Here is a 15,734-nt window from a genome sequence, read left to right as displayed (position 1 = left end):
AGATAGGCCAGGTTCCAGACCTGTTCCCCGCACGGGCGGGGATGAACCCATAATCCTCCGGCGTCATCCCGTATGATGCTACTGTTCCCCGCACGGGCGGGGATGAACCGAAACGACTTGGCGGCCTTGCTCCACCTGGACGCTGTTCCCCGCACGGGCGGGGATGAACCGGATGTCGTGGACGGTCAGTACATCTGGCAGCCCTGTTCCCCGCACGGGCGGGGATGAACCGTTGCGGGCAATACCCTTATAGGTCTCACCGCCCTGTTCCCCGCACGGGCGGGGATGAACCGCCGATATCATCACTGATGAGCGCTGCAGCATCCTGTTCCCCGCACGGGCGGGGATGAACCGTCAAAGCGTGCCCCTTATTTCATGGTGACGAACTGTTCCCCGCACGGGCGGGGATGAACCGATAACGTCGATGGCGAGCTCTTCATCACCGCCCTGTTCCCCGCACGGGCGGGGATGAACCGCAAAGGCACCCATGCTGGATCGGATAGGTTGCCTGTTCCCCGCACGGGCGGGGATGAACCGCCAGCCGCTGGTGGCGCGATCAATTCACCACCCTGTTCCCCGCACGGGCGGGGATGAACCGAAGTCGCTAGCCGCTACGACCTGGAGCGCCAGCTGTTCCCCGCACGGGCGGGGATGAACCGAAGGCGTAGGGGTCTGGCGTCATCTCGGGCAACTGTTCCCCGCACGGGCGGGGATGAACCGGTCTAAATGATCTTGACAGCCGAGAATAACATCTGTTCCCCGCACGGGCGGGGATGAACCGATATGACTTCACAACTGATTGGCACTACCGAACTGTTCCCCGCACGGGCGGGGATGAACCGCAGTGTTTGGCTGTCCAGGTGGCCATGGAGCTCTGTTCCCCGCACGGGCGGGGATGAACCGAGGACGGTCTGCTGGTGCAGCCGGGAGAAAAGCTGTTCCCCGCACGGGCGGGGATGAACCGCCCATCAGCGTTATTTGCAGGAAATAACGGGCCTGTTCCCCGCACGGGCGGGGATGAACCGGAATCTGTAGACGCACGGGAATGTGTGCAGGTCTGTTCCCCGCACGGGCGGGGATGAACCGGAATTAAGAGAGGGCCACGGCATGACGCTTGACTGTTCCCCGCACGGGCGGGGATGAACCGACCTTGCAAAAGCAGGGAATCGCTATGGTTGACTGTTCCCCGCACGGGCGGGGATGAACCGAGCGCCACGAGATCAAGCGTCAGTTGCCGGAACTGTTCCCCGCACGGGCGGGATGAACCGGAAACGATGGCAACTTATTTCAAGTACCTGTCCTGTTCCCCGCACGGGCGGGATGAACCGGATGTAAAAACCACCATGATCTACCTGCACCTCTGTTCCCCGCACGGGCGGGGATGAACCGCCACATTAAAAGAGGCGAGAGAACAAGCGAAACTGTTCCCCGCACGGGCGGGGATGAACCGCGGCACAAAACCGAAATTAAAGCGTTGTTGCGCTGTTCCCCGCACGGGCGGGGATTGGGCTACCCTTGCTAGCAGTGCGTTCACGTATTGTTTCGTAGCGCCCGTCCCTCGGGGCGGGTGAGGATTGAAGACAACCCCCTTGTCGCTGACATTTAAAATGCGGTAACCATCCAATTTTGACCTCTCTCAAATAATTGAAAATCATTTTCAGGACTGCCTTGACCATAAGGGCCTCTTTCTGCTATTGATAACTAAAATCAGATGGGGGTCGCCATGATCCTGGAAAAAAAGCGGGTGTTTAATGCCTATGCAGCCAAGCAGGGCTTACGATCGACGCGCCAGCGGGATGTGATTCTGGACATCTTTCTCTCGACCCATGAACACCTGAGTGTTGAGGAGTTGTACCTCAAGGTGAAGGCATCCCATCCGGGTATCGGTCAGGCAACAGTCTATCGGACGCTGAAGCTGTTCGTGGATGCCGGGCTTGCCCGCGAGATGACGTTGCCTGATGGCCAGACCCGCTATGAGCATCAGTTGGCGGGGGAACACCATGACCATCTGATCTGTACCCGCTGTAACCGGATTATTGAGTTTGAGGATGCAACTATCGAGCAGTTGCAGCAAGAGATCGCCCAGCGTCACGGCTTTGTGCTTACCGGCCACAAGATGCAGCTGTGCGGCATTTGTCCAGCCTGTTCATCAGCTAATCAAGTAGCAATTCAGGCATAGTCAGTACCGAAGGAACCTTCGATGTCACCTGCCACAACACACCACTCAGAAGCAGCTTCGCCCCGCACCGTCGTGCTGGTGGGCAACCCCAATGTGGGCAAAAGCGTGCTGTTTAATGCCCTGACCGGCAGTTATGTTACGGTTTCCAACTATCCCGGCACCTCGGTAGAGGTATCGCGGGGCAGCACTACCATCGATGGCCAGTCGTGGCAGGTGATCGATACTCCTGGCATGTACGCGATGCACACGATTACCGAGGAGGAGCGGGTAGCTCGCGAAATATTGCTTAATGAGCGGCCGGACGTGGTACTGCATGTGCTGGATGCCCGTAACCTGGAGCGGATGCTGGCCATGACAATCCAACTGATCGAGGCTGGCCTGCCGGTGGTGCTGGTGGTGAACATCATGGACGAGGCCGAACGGATGGGCCTCTCCTTTGATTTGGCTGTGCTTGAGCAGCGGCTGGGGATTCCGGTGATTGCTGCGGCCACGGCCCGCAAACGCGGTATCGAGGAGATTCGACAGGCCATTTCTCGTTTCGGCAGCAGTTGCGGCATGCCGATCGCCTACAGCCGTCTGCTGGAAGGGGATATCGCCGAGGTTGCCCGTTTGATGCAGGGTGACTACGTGCTTTCCAAGCGTGCCCTGGCCTTGTTGCTGCTGCAGGGTGATGATGAAATTACGGCACTGGTGACGGGTGTGGAAGGGGATGGCTATCCAGCCCTTGTGCTGAAGGTGAAAGAGATCGCCTTTGAACGCCGGGAGTCGTTTCACCTGGATCTGTCAATGGAACGCAAGGAGACGGTCCGTCGGCTGATGAATGGCGTGATGCGTGTTGAGGGGCAGCGGCGTGAGACCTGGAGCAGCAGATTCTCGAGGTTGACGGTGCAGCCGCTGACCGGCATTCCACTGCTGCTGGCGACGCTCTATTTTGGTCTGTACAAGTTTGTGGGTGGTTTTGGCGCCGGCACGCTGGTGGATCTGCTGGAGGGGGAGCTGTTCGAGGGTTGGTTTGCCCCCTGGATCATTAAGCTGGTCAATGGTTGGATCCCCTGGTGGTGGCTGCAGGAACTGCTGGTGGGGGAATACGGCATCATCACCCTGGGGCTGCGGTATGCGGTGGGTATTATCCTGCCGATTGTGGCCACCTTTTTCATCTTCTTTTCCCTGCTTGAGGATGGCGGCTATCTGCCGCGACTGGCCTTGATGGTGGACCGGGTCTTCAAGTGGTTCGGTCTGTCAGGGCGGGCGGTGATCCCGATGGTGCTGGGCTTTGGTTGCAGCACTATGGCCACCATGGTGACCCGCACCCTGGAGACCGTGCGGGAGCGGATTATTGCCACTCTGCTCCTGGCGCTGGCGATCCCCTGTTCCGCCCAGCTGGGGGTGATACTGGCACTGCTGGCAAAAACGCCGGGGGCCCTTGCCGCCTGGGGCGGCTGTATGCTGTTGTTGCTGGTGCTGGTGGGTATACTGGCCGGTCGCCTAGTGCCGGGTGAGGCGCCGATGTTTTACATGGAGCTGCCGCCGATGCGGCTACCGCAGCTTTCGAACGTACTGACCAAGACCTATACCCGTATGCAGTGGTATTTTTTGGAGATTCTGCCGCTGTTTGTGCTGGCCTCGGTACTGCTCTGGCTGGGCAAGATCACCAACAGTCTTGAGCGTCTGATTGATGCGTTATCGCCGCTGATGCATGCCATCGGCCTGCCCCGCGATGCTGCGGTGGCCTTTATCTTCGGTTTCTTCCGGCGCGACTACGGCGCTGCCGGCCTGTATGATCTGCAGACCGCCGGCCTGCTGGACGGTCGTCAGTTGACCGTGGCCGCCGTGACCTTGACCTTGTTTATTCCCTGCGTGGCCCAGTTTCTGATGATGTTCAAGGAGCGGGGCTGGAAGGTCTCGCTGATGATCTTTGGTATTGTCAGCCTGATTGCCTTTGCCAGCGGTTTTTTGCTCAATCGGCTGCTATTGGCGACCGGGTTGCTGGGGTGACCGATGCGTTGTGCATTCTGCGGGCACGAGTTTGAAGAATCAGAAGGGTTGCGGCCCGGCTGCGGCGCCTGCAGTGGCGGCTGCCACGGCATCCACTGTCCACGCTGCGGTTACCGTAATATTCCAGAACCCACGTTCTTGAAGCGTCTGAAAAAAATGGTCCCCGGTATGAAAAAGGAGACAGAATCATGAAATTGTCTGAAAAGGCCGAAGATATCATCGAGCGTCTCTGGATTGAGGTGGAAGAGGAGGGGGGCGCCTTTCTTGACCCTGAAACCATGGGGCTTGCCGCCGAGGCAGAGTCGGTACGCGAGCTGACCAGCAACGCACTGATCGAGCTGCGTAACGGCATGCTGTACATCCGCCCGGAAGGCAGGGAGGTGGGCCGCATGACGGTTCGTCGCCATCGCCTGGCCGAGCGTCTTATGATGGACGTCTTGAACCTGCGGGATGAAACCGGTCAACAGAAGGTCTGCCAGTTTGAACATCTTCTGACCGAGGGGGTGGATACCAAGATCTGTACCATGCTCAATCACCCCACCACCTGTCCCCACGGCAAACCGATACCTCCCGGTGAATGCTGTCTGGAGGCGCGGCGCAGCGGCGACTTGGGAGTGGTTCCCCTGACCGAGTGCAAGTCCGGCCAGGAGGGGGAGATCGCCTACATCCAGACCGACGACAGCAAAAAGATGCAGAAGTTGATGGCGATGGGGGTGCTGCCGGGCAACCGGATCCTGCTGACCCAGGCATTTCCATCCTACATCTTTAAGGTCGGCTTCTCGGAGTTTGCCATCGACACAGCCCTAGCCAGGGAGATTTTTGTCCGCAAGTTGTAGTGTCGAACCGGACAGCCGGATTGACAGCACTGCCGTGGCAGAGGTAGTATCAGCGTTCATTGAGTAGAGAAGGAAAGGTTGGTATGAAGATCATCGTGCTTTTAGGCGACGGCATGTCAGACGAGCCGAACGCCGAACTGAATGGCAAGACTCCGCTGCAGGCAGCAGACACCCCCAATATGGACAACATGGCCCGCGCAGGGCAGGTGGGATTGGCCAGAACCGTACCAAACGGCCTGTCACCCGGCAGTGATGTGGCCAATCTGTCGGTCTTCGGTTATGACCCCCGTGACTGTTACACCGGACGTTCGCCGTTAGAGGCAATCAGTATGGGGGTGGCACTGGGGCCAGACGATGTGGCCTTCCGGATGAACCTGGTGACCCTGCGACCTCACGGTGGCCGGGTCTATATGGAGGATTTCTCGGCCGGCCACATCGGCAGTGAGCAGTCCCATCAACTGATAGCCAGTTTACAGGCTGAACTTGGTGACGAGCGTTTCGAATTTCATCCCGGTGTTGGCTACCGGCACCTGTTGGTCTGGCGAGGGGGCAAAGATGCCATGTCCGCTACGCCGCCCCACGATATTACCGGCAAGCTGATCAATGAGTACCTACCCAAAGGGGAGGGGGCTGATGAGCTGATCCACCTGATGAATTCGGCCCAGATGGTCTTGAAGACCCATCCCATTAATCGTCAACGGGTAGAACAGGACCAGCTGGAGGCCAACTCGATCTGGCTGTGGGGACATGGCAAGACCCCCAAGCTGGCACCCTACGTTGAAAAATTCGGGTTAAGCGGCGCAGTGATCTCTGCTGTTGATCTGATCAAGGGTATCGGTCGTTGTGCCGGGCTGGATGTGATCAACGTGCCGGGCGCCACCGGCTACATCGACACCAACTATCAGGGCAAGGCCGAGGCAGCCTTGGCGGCGCTGGAAACACACGACTTCGTGTATGTGCATGTCGAAGCGCCCGATGAGGCATCACACAGCGGCAACCTGCAGCACAAGCTGAAGGCGATCGAAGACTTTGACCGTCTGGTGGTGGGTACGGTACTGGCCGGGCTTGATCGTTTTGAGGATGTGCGTCTGCTCTGTTGCCCCGATCATCCCACGCCGATCCGGCTTAAGACCCACACCAGCGATCCGGTGCCGTTCATCATCTATCGTCCGGGGAAGTCACAGGGCAACGGGGCGGCCAGCTACGACGAGGCTGCTGCCAAGGGAACCGGCCTGCTGGTTGAGGGAAATCGCATGATGGAGTTGCTGACTGCGTAGTAAGCACTTTTCAGGTCAATCGAGGATGAGCTAGTCGCTGGTGTGATCTTTCTTGGCCTGTTTTTCTGTGTACATCTGCTGGTCGGCTTGGTTCAGGGCCTCGTTCAGCTGGCCTGGACCGTTCGCAAAGGCCATGCCCAGCGAGAGCGAGACCGGTGGTGCGTCAGGAAGTTCCGCGTGCAAGGCGATCCGTTGACGCAGCCGTTCCAGTTTCGCGTGGGCAACGTTCTCCTCCATGCCGGGCAGTAACAGGGCAAACTCGTCGCCTCCGAGGCGCGCTACGATGTCCTGAGCGCGGAAGGGGGCCTTTAGCAACTGGGCCGCAGCTGCTATCATCCGGTCCCCTGCCTCATGGCCGGATTGGTCGTTCACCGCTTTCAGCCCATCAAGATCAGTCATAACAACGGCAACTGGAAACGGTCCCTCTGCATCCAGCAGTTCTCGGTGATACTCGAAACCGGCCCGGTTGTAGAGGCCGGTCAGGGCATCGTGAAGGCTTAAGTATTTCAGTTGCTGCTCGTTCATCTTGCGTTCAGTGATATTGCGGGTCAGCAGCAGCGTGTAGCTTTCTCCTGCAATTTGAGCCGAGGACAATGAAAGTTCCAGCATGATAGCTGTCCCCCCCGCCGTTTGTCCCAGCAGTTCAAGCCGCAGTCCTTCAGCGCCAACACCTCCTGCCTGATCTATGGCATCGAACAGCCCAGGTATGAAGCTGGACAGCGACATCGAACATGCTGTTTCAGAGGGCATCTCAAACAGTCGCTCGGCAGATGGATTCCAGAGGGTGATACGCTGTTGGTGGTCAGCCATGATGATTGCATCATGCGCAGCCTTGGCTATCAGACGGAAGCGTTGCTCGCTTTCCTGAAGGGTAAGCAGGGCCTCTTTGCGTTCGGTGATGTCATCATTGCTGCCCCGAACACCAACCAGTGAACCTTCGGCATCGAGGATGGGGGTACAGTTGTGGCGTAACCAGCGAACAGTGCCCTGTTTTGTGATGATACGGAATTCAATGTTTTCACTATGGTCTGCCGCGCCTGCCTGACAGAGATGATCATTCCAGATGCAGCGATCATCAGGGTGCACTATGCTGCTGGTTAGCTGAGGGTCTGCCAGCAGCTCTTCAACTGAATAGCCGCTGATCTTTTCTGCCGCAGGAGATATGTAAAGCATCTCGCCGCTGGGCATCCGCCAGAAGATCCAATCACCGGAAAAATCCGATATAAACTGATACAGCTCGCGGCTGTTCTGCAGGTCGCGTTCCCGGGCGTGCAATTGCATCAGCAGGCTGTTGAAGCTGGTACTCAACCTGCCGATTTCGTCATTGGTCGTCACAGGTAGTAAGCTCATATGTTCCGAGTTTCTGATCTGCAGTATGCGGGCAGACATGGACTGAAGTGGTGCCAGCAGGCGTGAGGTCGCCACAGTAATCAGCAGGGTAAGAAACATGAGCGCAAAGGCAGCGATGCCCCAGCCGACCTGTTCCGCCAGAATTACCGGAGCATAGGCTTCACTGCTCGGCACCTGTGCCGCCAGAATCCAGCCGGTGCTGGCCAGCCGCTTGAAGGCGATCAACATCTTGACGCCCTGGGTGTTGACGGTTTCTCCGGCCCCTTCAAAACCAGCAATAGCCCTGTCATAGAGCGCATTGTCACCGGGTTGTGCTGTGAGCTTGAGTATTCGATCCAGATCAGGGTGCATGATCATGGTGCGTTGTTGATCGGTCAGATAGAAATAGCCGGACTGACCGATCCTGGTGCTGGCCAGCTTGCCCAGCAGGTTGGGCCGCAACAGGTTGATGCTGCCTCCCACAATGGCAACCGGTGTTCCTGTTGCGTCAAACAACGGCGCGGTGAACATGACTACCGGCGGTGCATGGGGCAGCAGACTGCGAAAGGGGGCTGAGATGGTTGGTTGCCAGGTGCTGCGAGTCTTAATGATGTAATCACGGTAGGAAAAGTCCTGGCCGGTGCGGCTGGGGCGGTGAGCGACTTCGGCCAGCAATTTCCCGTCAGGGGTGAAGATGACCACATTGTTATCGAAGACCTCTTGGATTCCCTGACGGCTGTCGAGAAATTGCTCTAATGTAGTGGGGTTGTCCAGATCGGTCTGGGGAACGGTCTTGGCAAAGGAACGGACCGCCTTGCGATAGATGTCGAACTGGTCATCTAGTTTGCTGGCCATCAGTGCCACTAGACTATATTGCTGTTTTTCGATGGTTTTTTTTGTGGATACGCGGAAATAAGCGGTTAACAGCAGGACCGTGATGATCGCCAGCACGGTAACCGCCGGCAGAACGGCCAGGAGTAGCTTGGCCTTTATGGTTGTATGGCGTTGGGCCATGGGCGTGATAGTTCCTCTTCACCTGAAGTGGTGATCTGAAACTATATAATTAGTTGATACGCGTGTAAGAGTCTATCAGAAAGCGGGCGATACTGCGTTGGGCAGGCAGGTTGGGCAGCGAACCGCTGGTAAACCAGCGGGCATCTTCAACCTCTTTGCCGTCTACCTGGATGCTGCCGCCGCTATAGTCGGCCACGAAGCCCGCCATCAGCTGGGACGGAAACGGCCAGCACTGGCTGGTGACGTAGCGTACGTTTTTGATCTCAATGCCGGTTTCTTCCCGTGTCTCACGAATGGCACATTCTTCCAGTGATTCGCCGACATCGAGAAAGCCGGCCACTAGGCCGTAGCGCCCTGGTGCCCACTCCGGCTTGCGGATCAGCAGCAGTTGGTCATCACGCCTGATCAGGACGATGGCGCAGGGGTGAATGTGGGGAAAGTGCTCGCTACCGCAGTCAGGACATTTTTTTCCCCAGCTATCGGCAAGCTGGTGGGGTTGCCCGCCGCAGCGGGAGCAAAAACGGCTCATTTGCTGCCAGTGTAGCAACTGTTTACCGATGCCGGCAATGGTCATCAGATCGGCGGGAATCCGTTCACGGAGGGCATTGAAAGGCTCCACCACCAGACCTTCTGGCAGCGTCACCTGTGATGAAATCGTTGTGACCAGCAGTTGCTGGCCCTGCCAGCTGGCAAAGGCGAGAGGCGGAAACGTCGGTTGTAACTCAGGCGTCAAGGTCCCCTGCGGCAGGTGCAGCAGATCACCCTGCTCACAGAGCAGCAGGTTTGGTCCCTGCAGCACAATCCACCGAGCTGGCCTGCTATCAAGCACTTGAGGAGTCGGATGCAATACAAAACCGCCCGGCAGTGCCGAGCGGTTAAAGGGCAGGTTGATCGTCTCGGGATAGGGCATGCGTTGGTCTCGCGTTCGTGCTGCCAGATGTCTCCTGACAGCACCTGCCGGGCCAGACAGCTTACATTTCGGCCAGAACCTTGTCGTCATACAGGGACTCAAGCTGGAATTTGTGTTTTTTCTCTTCGCTCGCCATCAGACGCAGGGCATCTTTGACCTCAGGTGCCTCGGCCAAGGCCTCGGCCGCTGTATAGAGTTTGTAGGCAGCCTCCTCGCTTTTCATGGCAAAGACCAGCACTTCCTGAAAACTCATCCCCTCTTTTACTTCCACATCCAGCAGATAATCACCAATCTTCAGATCCGGCACCTTTTGGAAGTTGTACTGGGTCAGCTTTTCCTGGGTCATGGCCTCCATCATCCGTTTGTGGCCCAACTCCTGGGCAGCCATTTCTTCCAGCATCTTGCGCGCTGCCGCTGATTTCACCTGCTGGGCGGTGGTGCTATACAGCTGGTAAGCGGCCTCTTCCTTGCCAACCGCAAAGGTGATGACGTCCTGTAAGGTCTTGAAACGTTCCATGATCTTCCCTCGTGTGCAGTGGGTGAAATTGTATACAGTGTTCGTATCTAACAGTCTCGGCAGAGCCTGTCAAGATGATCAGGCCAAAAAATGCAGCTAGTTACTTGACGTGCGGAACAAAGTCCGTACAATCCTTGCCATGTCTACCAAACAATGGTCTTTAACTCGTCTGCTCAGCCGTTTCTGGTACCTGCTGCTTTGTTTGCTGCTGGTATTCTTTTTGGGGTGGTATCTGTATCTGGTTCAGCCTGCGGGTGATGGAAAACGGGTGTACGGTTTGACGGTTCCCAAGGGGGCCGGTTTTGTCCAGGTTGCTCGTGATTTGGAACGTCAAGGTATTGTTCGCAGCGCCCTCCATTTTCGCCTCGTTGGCCGACTAAAGGGGCTGGATCGACGGATGCAGCCCGGCGATTACCGTCTCAACAGCGCCATGACCCCCGTTGAAATTCTCGAAAAAATGGCCAGCGGTGTGTCGGATGCCCGCAAGTTTGTCGTGCCCGAGGGCTATTCCATCTATCAGTTGGCAGAGCTTCTGGAAAAGCAGGGGCTCTTCGGGGGTAAGGAGTTTCTTGCGGTCTGCAAGGATAAGCAGGTGTTACAACATTTTGATCTTGGTGCTAAAAGTGTAGAGGGGTACCTGTTTCCCGGCACCTATCTGATCGGTTTTCAGTTGGATGTGCGGGGGTTGGTGATGGAGATGGTACGGGAATTCAGGCATCGCATAACCAGTCTACAGGGGCAGCTTGACCAGTCGGGCCTGAGTCTGCATCAGGTGGTTACGCTGGCCTCGATGGTTGAAAAAGAGGCGGTGGTAGCGGACGAAAAACCGTTAATCGCCTCAGTGTTTCGCAATCGCTTGAAGATTGGCATGCCGTTACAGAGTGATCCAACGGCTATTTATGGAGTACGGGCCTTTGGAGGTACGGTTACTAGACAGGACCTGAAAAGAAAATCACCCTATAACACCTACCATGTCAGGGGCTTGCCACCCGGTCCGATCGGCAACCCCGGCATCGAAGCGATCACGGCGGTACTGCAGCCGGCTCGCACCGATTATCTCTACTTTGTAGCTCGCAAGGACGGCACCCACCAGTTTTCACGCACGTTGCAGGAGCATAACCAGGGGGTGCGTCAGTTTTTGAAAAAAGGCAAGAAAAGGTAGCCTGCCAGACAACGGTGCCGCGCTAGGTCATGGTGATGCCGTCAGCATCCTCGATCACGATCTCCAGTTCAGCCAGAGCGACCTCTTGCAGGCCAAGAAAGTAGGCCTCTGGGGCATTTGCGAGTGAAAGTGACAGGTCGGCCGGACCGATTGCCCTGCCGCCTTTTTTGCAGGCCAGGTTGGCCAGCCGTACCGCCACCAACAGGATGTTGGACTGGTCGAAATCGGCCTTGTGATGGCCGTTGGTGATATCACAGTAGAAGTCCGGGAAGTTCCAGCTCTTCATCAGCTTATAGCCCACCGATTCATGCATCGCCCCCATGATCTCGCAGACCAGTTGATCGGAGTAGCTGGCTGAGGTCTCATTATTTTTTCGGATGTCATCCAGCACTTTCAGCAGGGCCAGCTTGCCGATGTCATGCATCAAGCCGCCCATGAAGGCTTCAGAGGCCAGGCCCGGATAACCGCTCTTGCGGGCAATCCATTTGGCACCTACGGCACAGGCCAGGGCGTGACCCCACAGGCTCTGCATGGCACGGTTCAGGGTTTCGTCAGTTGATTGATAGCACTCAAACTGCGAGGCCAGCATGGCCATATTGGCTATTTCCTGGGCACCCAGACGGATAATGGCATCTTTGATGGTGGCGATCTTGGTCAGGCCGGCATAGTAGGATGAGTTGGCCACCTTCAGGACGCGACCCGACAGAGACTGGTCTTCGCCAATCAGTTCAATGATGTCGTCGATCTCGAACGAGCGGGTGCTCAGCAGCTGTTGCAGTTTGACCGCCACGTTGTGGAAGACCGGCAGGTCGTGCAGGTCGCCGCTCAGATGTTCTTCAATCAACTGGATCAGCGGTTTTTCGTGTGTCATCGGGGGTGCCCTCAGGATACGTAGTATCTATGTAGAAGCCGCTTGTAGCAGGGTTTAGGGCAAAATGCAAACAGATGGGGGCTGGCTGACGAGCTCGCGGACACCGCCGAAACTGAGGCGGTGGATCGGGCAGGGGCCATGCTGACGCAGGGCTGTCAGGTGCGCAGCACTTCCGTATCCTTTATGGCGGCCAAAACCGTACTGGGGGTAGAGGTGATCATACTCCAGCATCAGGCGGTCACGAGTCACCTTGGCGATGATCGAGGCGGCCGCAATCGAGGCGCTGCGGCTGTCGCCCTGCTTGATAGTGTGCTGGTGGAGCGGGGAGTCAATGGTGGTGATACCGTCAATCAGCAGGATGTCGGGTTGCGCTGAGAGGTGTTGCACCGCTTGCAGCATGGCCTGGCGGGTGGCTTGCAGGATGTTGATCCGGTCGATCTCTGCCGGCGATGAGCTGCCGATGCCGATGGAAAGGGCATCGGCCATGATCTGGTCGAAGAGCCGTTCACGTTGGCGTTCGGTCAGTTTCTTGGAGTCGTTGACGCCAGCGATGGGGCGGTCTGGTCGCAGGATGACCGCTGCCGCCACCACCGGGCCGGCCAAAGGGCCGCGCCCCGCTTCATCCACGCCGGCGACCAGCTGGTAGCCTCTTGACTGCGCGTGACGTTCAAAACGATAGAGATCGTGGTCTGACGATTCAAAGAGTGATGGTTGCATAGTCAGGAATGAGACCGCATTCGTAAGTGAGTTCAACGCGAAAAGCCCCGCCGAATGACGGGGCTTTTCGAGAGTATCGCCACCACTGGTTATTAACCTTTGGCGACGGGAACGTACTTGCGCTCGCGGATACGGGCAGCCTTGCCACGCAGCTTGCGCAGGTAGTACAGCTTGGCGCGACGCACATGACCGCGGGTTACCACCTCGATCTGCTCGATGGTCGGTGAGTGGATCGGGAAGACCCGCTCTACGCCGATGTTGTTGGAGATCTTGCGGACGGTGAACGACTCACGGACGCCGCCGTTCTGGCGGGCGATCACCACGCCCTGATAGGCCTGGATCCGTTGCTTGTCGCCTTCCACGATCTTGACGTGTACCTTGACGGTGTCCCCTACCTTGAAGGCCGGGGTGTTCTTTTTCATCTGGTCAAACTCGAGCATATCGATGGTGTTCATAGTACTGTTCCTCCTTGATGGAACCATGCTGCATGGTGTGTTTTATGTAGTTAACATCCGATTCTTGCGTTTCAACGTGCGCTCAGTAACCGATCAAGCATGATGGCCGCTGCTGAACGGACTGATAAGTGATTGTAGTCACCAGCGCCCTGGATTGGCTCCAGGACCAGATCTGTCTGTTCAAAGAGTTCGTCGGCCAGCCCCCAGCCGGTACCCAGAGTCAACAGGTGCGGTGCTTCAGGTTGCCGTAGTCGTTCACGCAGACTGCTGAAGCTGATGGCGTCAGTCCGTTGCCGGGCGCCAGTGGCTACGCTGATGACCGGCGTAGCAAAACTCTGCTGATAGTCGGTCTGTGCCTCCTGCAGCGAGGCAACTACACGAATGATGCTGAGCGCCTCGCGGCGATCCGGGTTATAGCCGGCTCCCCAGCCATCCTGCCAGTGCCCGACAATCCGCCTGATCATCGCCTGCTGGTCCGTCGAGGGGGTCACCAGATAGTAGCGTGACAGGCCAAAGGTGCGGGCCGCCCGGGCGATGTCATGAATATCAAGGTTTGTGACCGCAGTGGTTACCACCTCACGGTGCTTGTTGTAAACCGGGTGGTGCACCAGTGCCAGGGCCAGGTTGCGGGCTGCGTTGTTGTCAGAGATCATTGCTGCAGTTGCGCCAGATAGGCGCGGTCTCGTTCCGTAAGTGGCGCCGTTCGCAGCAGATCAGGTCGTTGTGCTGCGGTGCGCTGCAGGGCTTGTTGCCGTCGCCATTGGGCGATCAGTGCGTGGTTGCCGGACAAAAGCACCTCGGGTACCTGTAGGCCGTTAAACTCGGGCGGTCTGGTATACTGCGGGTACTCCAGCAGGCCGTCGCTAAAGGAGTCGGTTGCGGCCGATTCGTCCGACCCGAGCACTCCCGGCACCAGTCTGGTAACTGCATCAACCACTACCATTGCTGCCAGTTCGCCACCGGAGAGTACGTAATCACCGATCGAGACCTCCAGATCAACGAACAGTTGGTGGACTCGTTCGTCAATCCCTTCGTAGCGGCCACAGATGATGATCAGTCCCGGTTTCGCAGCCAGATCAACCGCCAGTTGGTGCGTCAGCGGTACTCCCTTGGGGGAGGTGAGCAGCACCAGTGCGTGCGGGTTCTGCTGACGGGTAGCCTCGATGCAGGCTGCCAGCGGCTCCGGCTTCATGACCATGCCGGCTCCGCCGCCGTAGGGGCTGTCATCCACCGTCTGATGCTTGTTGGTGGCAAAATCCCTGATCTGGTGCAGGCCGATCTGAATCAGTCCCTTATCCTGTCCCCTGCGGATGATGCTCTCATCAAAGGGGCCCCTGAACATCTCGGGGAAAAGGGTCAAAATGTCAAACTTCATAGGTCCAGCAACCCCTCCAGCGGGGTAATGGTCATGGTTCTGGCCGGCAGATCGACCTTGCTGATGACGCTGGCCACTGCCGGGATCAGATACTCGCGCCCCTGGCCGCTCACCACGTAGATGTCGTTGGCGCCGGTTTCAAGGATATCGCTGATCGTGCCCAGCGTCTGGCCACAATCGGTAGTAACCGTAAGCCCCAACAGGTCTCGCCAGTAGTACTCGCCTTCGCCGGTTGCCGGCAGCTGTTCCAGCTGCAGGCAGAGTTCACTGCCCACCAGATCCAGCACCTGGTTGATGTTATCAAACCCGGCCAGGGTCAGCAGAAAGGCCGTGCCGTGGTCGGCAGCCCGTCGCAGGCCATACTCGTGCAGCGTGCCATCGGGCCGGCGCAGGATGACCGAGCGTGCCGCGGTCAGGCTGTCCAGATTGCCTGAATAGGACTGCAGGCGTACCTGACCCTTGATGCCGTGGGTACCTGTTATCCGACCAACGGCGATCAGGCTGTCGTGTTCGGCAGACATCACTCGATGATCTTGAGGATCGCCTTCTTGTTGTCCCTGGTGGCTACGGCGTTCAGCAGGGTGCGAATCGCCTTGGCGGTACGTCCCTCTTTGCCGATGATCCGGCCCATGTCTTCCTTGGCCACGGATAGCTTGATTACCAGGGTGTCGTCTTCCATCTCTTCGGTAGTGGTCACCTGGGATGGATCGTCAACAAGAGCCTGCGCGATGGTTTGAACAAGTACCTTCATCTGGCGTACCTCTGTGGGTTAGGGTAACCGGCCAGGCCGGATTGGACGCCGTACAGAAGAAGCTTACAACTAGGCAGCCTTGGCAGCCTGCTCCAGGATGCCCTGATTCTTCAGAATCTGGCGCACGGTGTCGGTGGGCTGGGCGCCCTTGCCGAGCCAGTCCAGGACCTTTTCCACGTTGATTTTGCAGATAGCCGGGCTCTTGGTCGGGTCGTAATAGCCGAGGTTTTCAATAAAACGACCGTCGCGGCGTGAGCGCTCGTCGGCGATCACTACCTGGTAAAAGGGGCGCTTCTTGGCGCCGCCGCGCTGCAGTCTGATCTTGGTTGCCATGGTGTTTCCTCCT

The 15,734-nt window shown here is 57.7% G+C and carries 16 protein-coding genes and 1 CRISPR repeat array (1 of these 17 running past the window's edge); of the genes, 5 read left to right on the top strand and 11 right to left on the bottom strand.

All coding sequences use genetic code 11. The features are described from left to right. Positions 1 to 1,208: a CRISPR direct-repeat array (repeat unit 29 nt; unit sequence CTGTTCCCCGCACGGGCGGGGATGAACCG) (it extends 224 nt beyond the left edge of the window). Between the two features lie 515 nt (positions 1,209 to 1,723). From RBQ93_RS02030 to RBQ93_RS02015, 4 genes are all read left to right on the top strand, one after another. Beyond that, positions 1,724 to 2,179 carry a transcriptional repressor gene (locus RBQ93_RS02030; protein WP_320370338.1) on the top strand — a complete coding sequence of 152 codons (456 nt, stop codon included), beginning with the start codon at positions 1,724 to 1,726 and terminating at the stop codon, positions 2,177 to 2,179. Positions 2,180 to 2,200: 21 nt separating this feature from the next. Further along, complete coding sequence (feoB, locus tag RBQ93_RS02025; protein WP_320370337.1) at positions 2,201 to 4,174, top strand: ferrous iron transport protein B; 1,974 nt, start codon at positions 2,201 to 2,203, stop codon at positions 4,172 to 4,174. Positions 4,175 to 4,362: 188 nt separating this feature from the next. Beyond that, positions 4,363 to 5,010: a metal-dependent transcriptional regulator gene (locus tag RBQ93_RS02020; protein ID WP_320370336.1), complete on the top strand. Its 648-nt coding sequence runs from the start codon at positions 4,363 to 4,365 to the stop codon at positions 5,008 to 5,010. An 83-nt stretch (positions 5,011 to 5,093) separates the two neighbouring features. After that, positions 5,094 to 6,287, top strand: a complete 1,194-nt coding sequence (locus RBQ93_RS02015) for a cofactor-independent phosphoglycerate mutase (protein WP_320370335.1) — start codon at positions 5,094 to 5,096, stop codon at positions 6,285 to 6,287. A 30-nt stretch (positions 6,288 to 6,317) separates the two neighbouring features. Here RBQ93_RS02015 and RBQ93_RS02010 read toward each other — a convergent pair whose 3' ends face one another. From RBQ93_RS02010 to RBQ93_RS02000, 3 genes are all read right to left on the bottom strand, one after another. Then, positions 6,318 to 8,630 carry a diguanylate cyclase domain-containing protein gene (locus RBQ93_RS02010; protein WP_320370334.1) on the bottom strand — a complete coding sequence of 771 codons (2,313 nt, stop codon included), beginning with the start codon at positions 8,628 to 8,630 and terminating at the stop codon, positions 6,318 to 6,320. 49 nt (positions 8,631 to 8,679) lie between these two features. After that, positions 8,680 to 9,540 (bottom strand): NAD(+) diphosphatase, encoded by an 861-nt coding sequence (gene nudC, locus RBQ93_RS02005; protein ID WP_320370332.1) that lies wholly within the window; start codon positions 9,538 to 9,540, stop codon positions 8,680 to 8,682. Positions 9,541 to 9,601: 61 nt separating this feature from the next. Next, on the bottom strand, positions 9,602 to 10,057 hold the full coding sequence (locus RBQ93_RS02000; protein ID WP_320370331.1) for a ferritin family protein: 456 nt from the start codon (positions 10,055 to 10,057) through the stop codon (positions 9,602 to 9,604). Positions 10,058 to 10,196: 139 nt separating this feature from the next. On the opposite strand from RBQ93_RS02000, the gene mltG reads away from it, so the two are divergent. Next, positions 10,197 to 11,219 (top strand): endolytic transglycosylase MltG, encoded by a 1,023-nt coding sequence (gene mltG, locus RBQ93_RS01995; protein WP_320370330.1) that lies wholly within the window; start codon positions 10,197 to 10,199, stop codon positions 11,217 to 11,219. Positions 11,220 to 11,241: 22 nt separating this feature from the next. Here the strand turns inward: mltG and RBQ93_RS01990 are convergent, their stop codons facing one another. The 8 genes from RBQ93_RS01990 to rpsP form a co-directional block, all read right to left on the bottom strand. Then, positions 11,242 to 12,090 carry an HDOD domain-containing protein gene (locus RBQ93_RS01990; RefSeq protein WP_320370329.1) on the bottom strand — a complete coding sequence of 283 codons (849 nt, stop codon included), beginning with the start codon at positions 12,088 to 12,090 and terminating at the stop codon, positions 11,242 to 11,244. A gap of 54 nt (positions 12,091 to 12,144) precedes the next feature. Next, on the bottom strand, positions 12,145 to 12,807 hold the full coding sequence (locus tag RBQ93_RS01985) for a ribonuclease HII (protein WP_320370328.1): 663 nt from the start codon (positions 12,805 to 12,807) through the stop codon (positions 12,145 to 12,147). 92 nt (positions 12,808 to 12,899) lie between these two features. Further along, positions 12,900 to 13,262: a 50S ribosomal protein L19 gene (gene rplS, locus RBQ93_RS01980; RefSeq protein ID WP_320370327.1), complete on the bottom strand. Its 363-nt coding sequence runs from the start codon at positions 13,260 to 13,262 to the stop codon at positions 12,900 to 12,902. A gap of 71 nt (positions 13,263 to 13,333) precedes the next feature. Further along, complete coding sequence (locus RBQ93_RS01975) at positions 13,334 to 13,915, bottom strand: RNA methyltransferase (protein WP_320370326.1); 582 nt, start codon at positions 13,913 to 13,915, stop codon at positions 13,334 to 13,336. Then, positions 13,912 to 14,637 (bottom strand): tRNA (guanosine(37)-N1)-methyltransferase TrmD, encoded by a 726-nt coding sequence (trmD, locus tag RBQ93_RS01970; RefSeq protein ID WP_320370325.1) that lies wholly within the window; start codon positions 14,635 to 14,637, stop codon positions 13,912 to 13,914. Before trmD ends, RBQ93_RS01975 begins: the two co-directional genes overlap by 4 nt. Further along, positions 14,634 to 15,158, bottom strand: a complete 525-nt coding sequence (gene rimM / locus RBQ93_RS01965) for a ribosome maturation factor RimM (protein WP_320370324.1) — start codon at positions 15,156 to 15,158, stop codon at positions 14,634 to 14,636. Before rimM ends, trmD begins: the two co-directional genes overlap by 4 nt. Next, positions 15,158 to 15,388: a KH domain-containing protein gene (locus RBQ93_RS01960; protein WP_320370323.1), complete on the bottom strand. Its 231-nt coding sequence runs from the start codon at positions 15,386 to 15,388 to the stop codon at positions 15,158 to 15,160. Before RBQ93_RS01960 ends, rimM begins: the two co-directional genes overlap by 1 nt. A gap of 69 nt (positions 15,389 to 15,457) precedes the next feature. Then, positions 15,458 to 15,721, bottom strand: a complete 264-nt coding sequence (gene rpsP, locus RBQ93_RS01955; RefSeq protein ID WP_320370322.1) for a 30S ribosomal protein S16 — start codon at positions 15,719 to 15,721, stop codon at positions 15,458 to 15,460. Positions 15,722 to 15,734: the final 13 nt, after the last annotated feature.

The sequence above is a fragment of the Trichlorobacter sp. genome, from assembly GCF_034008105.1.
In the GTDB taxonomy this organism is placed as follows: Bacteria; Desulfobacterota; Desulfuromonadia; order Geobacterales; family Pseudopelobacteraceae; genus Trichlorobacter.
Note: the sequence above shows the minus strand (reverse complement) of the source record. Positions and strands in the feature narration are given on the sequence as shown.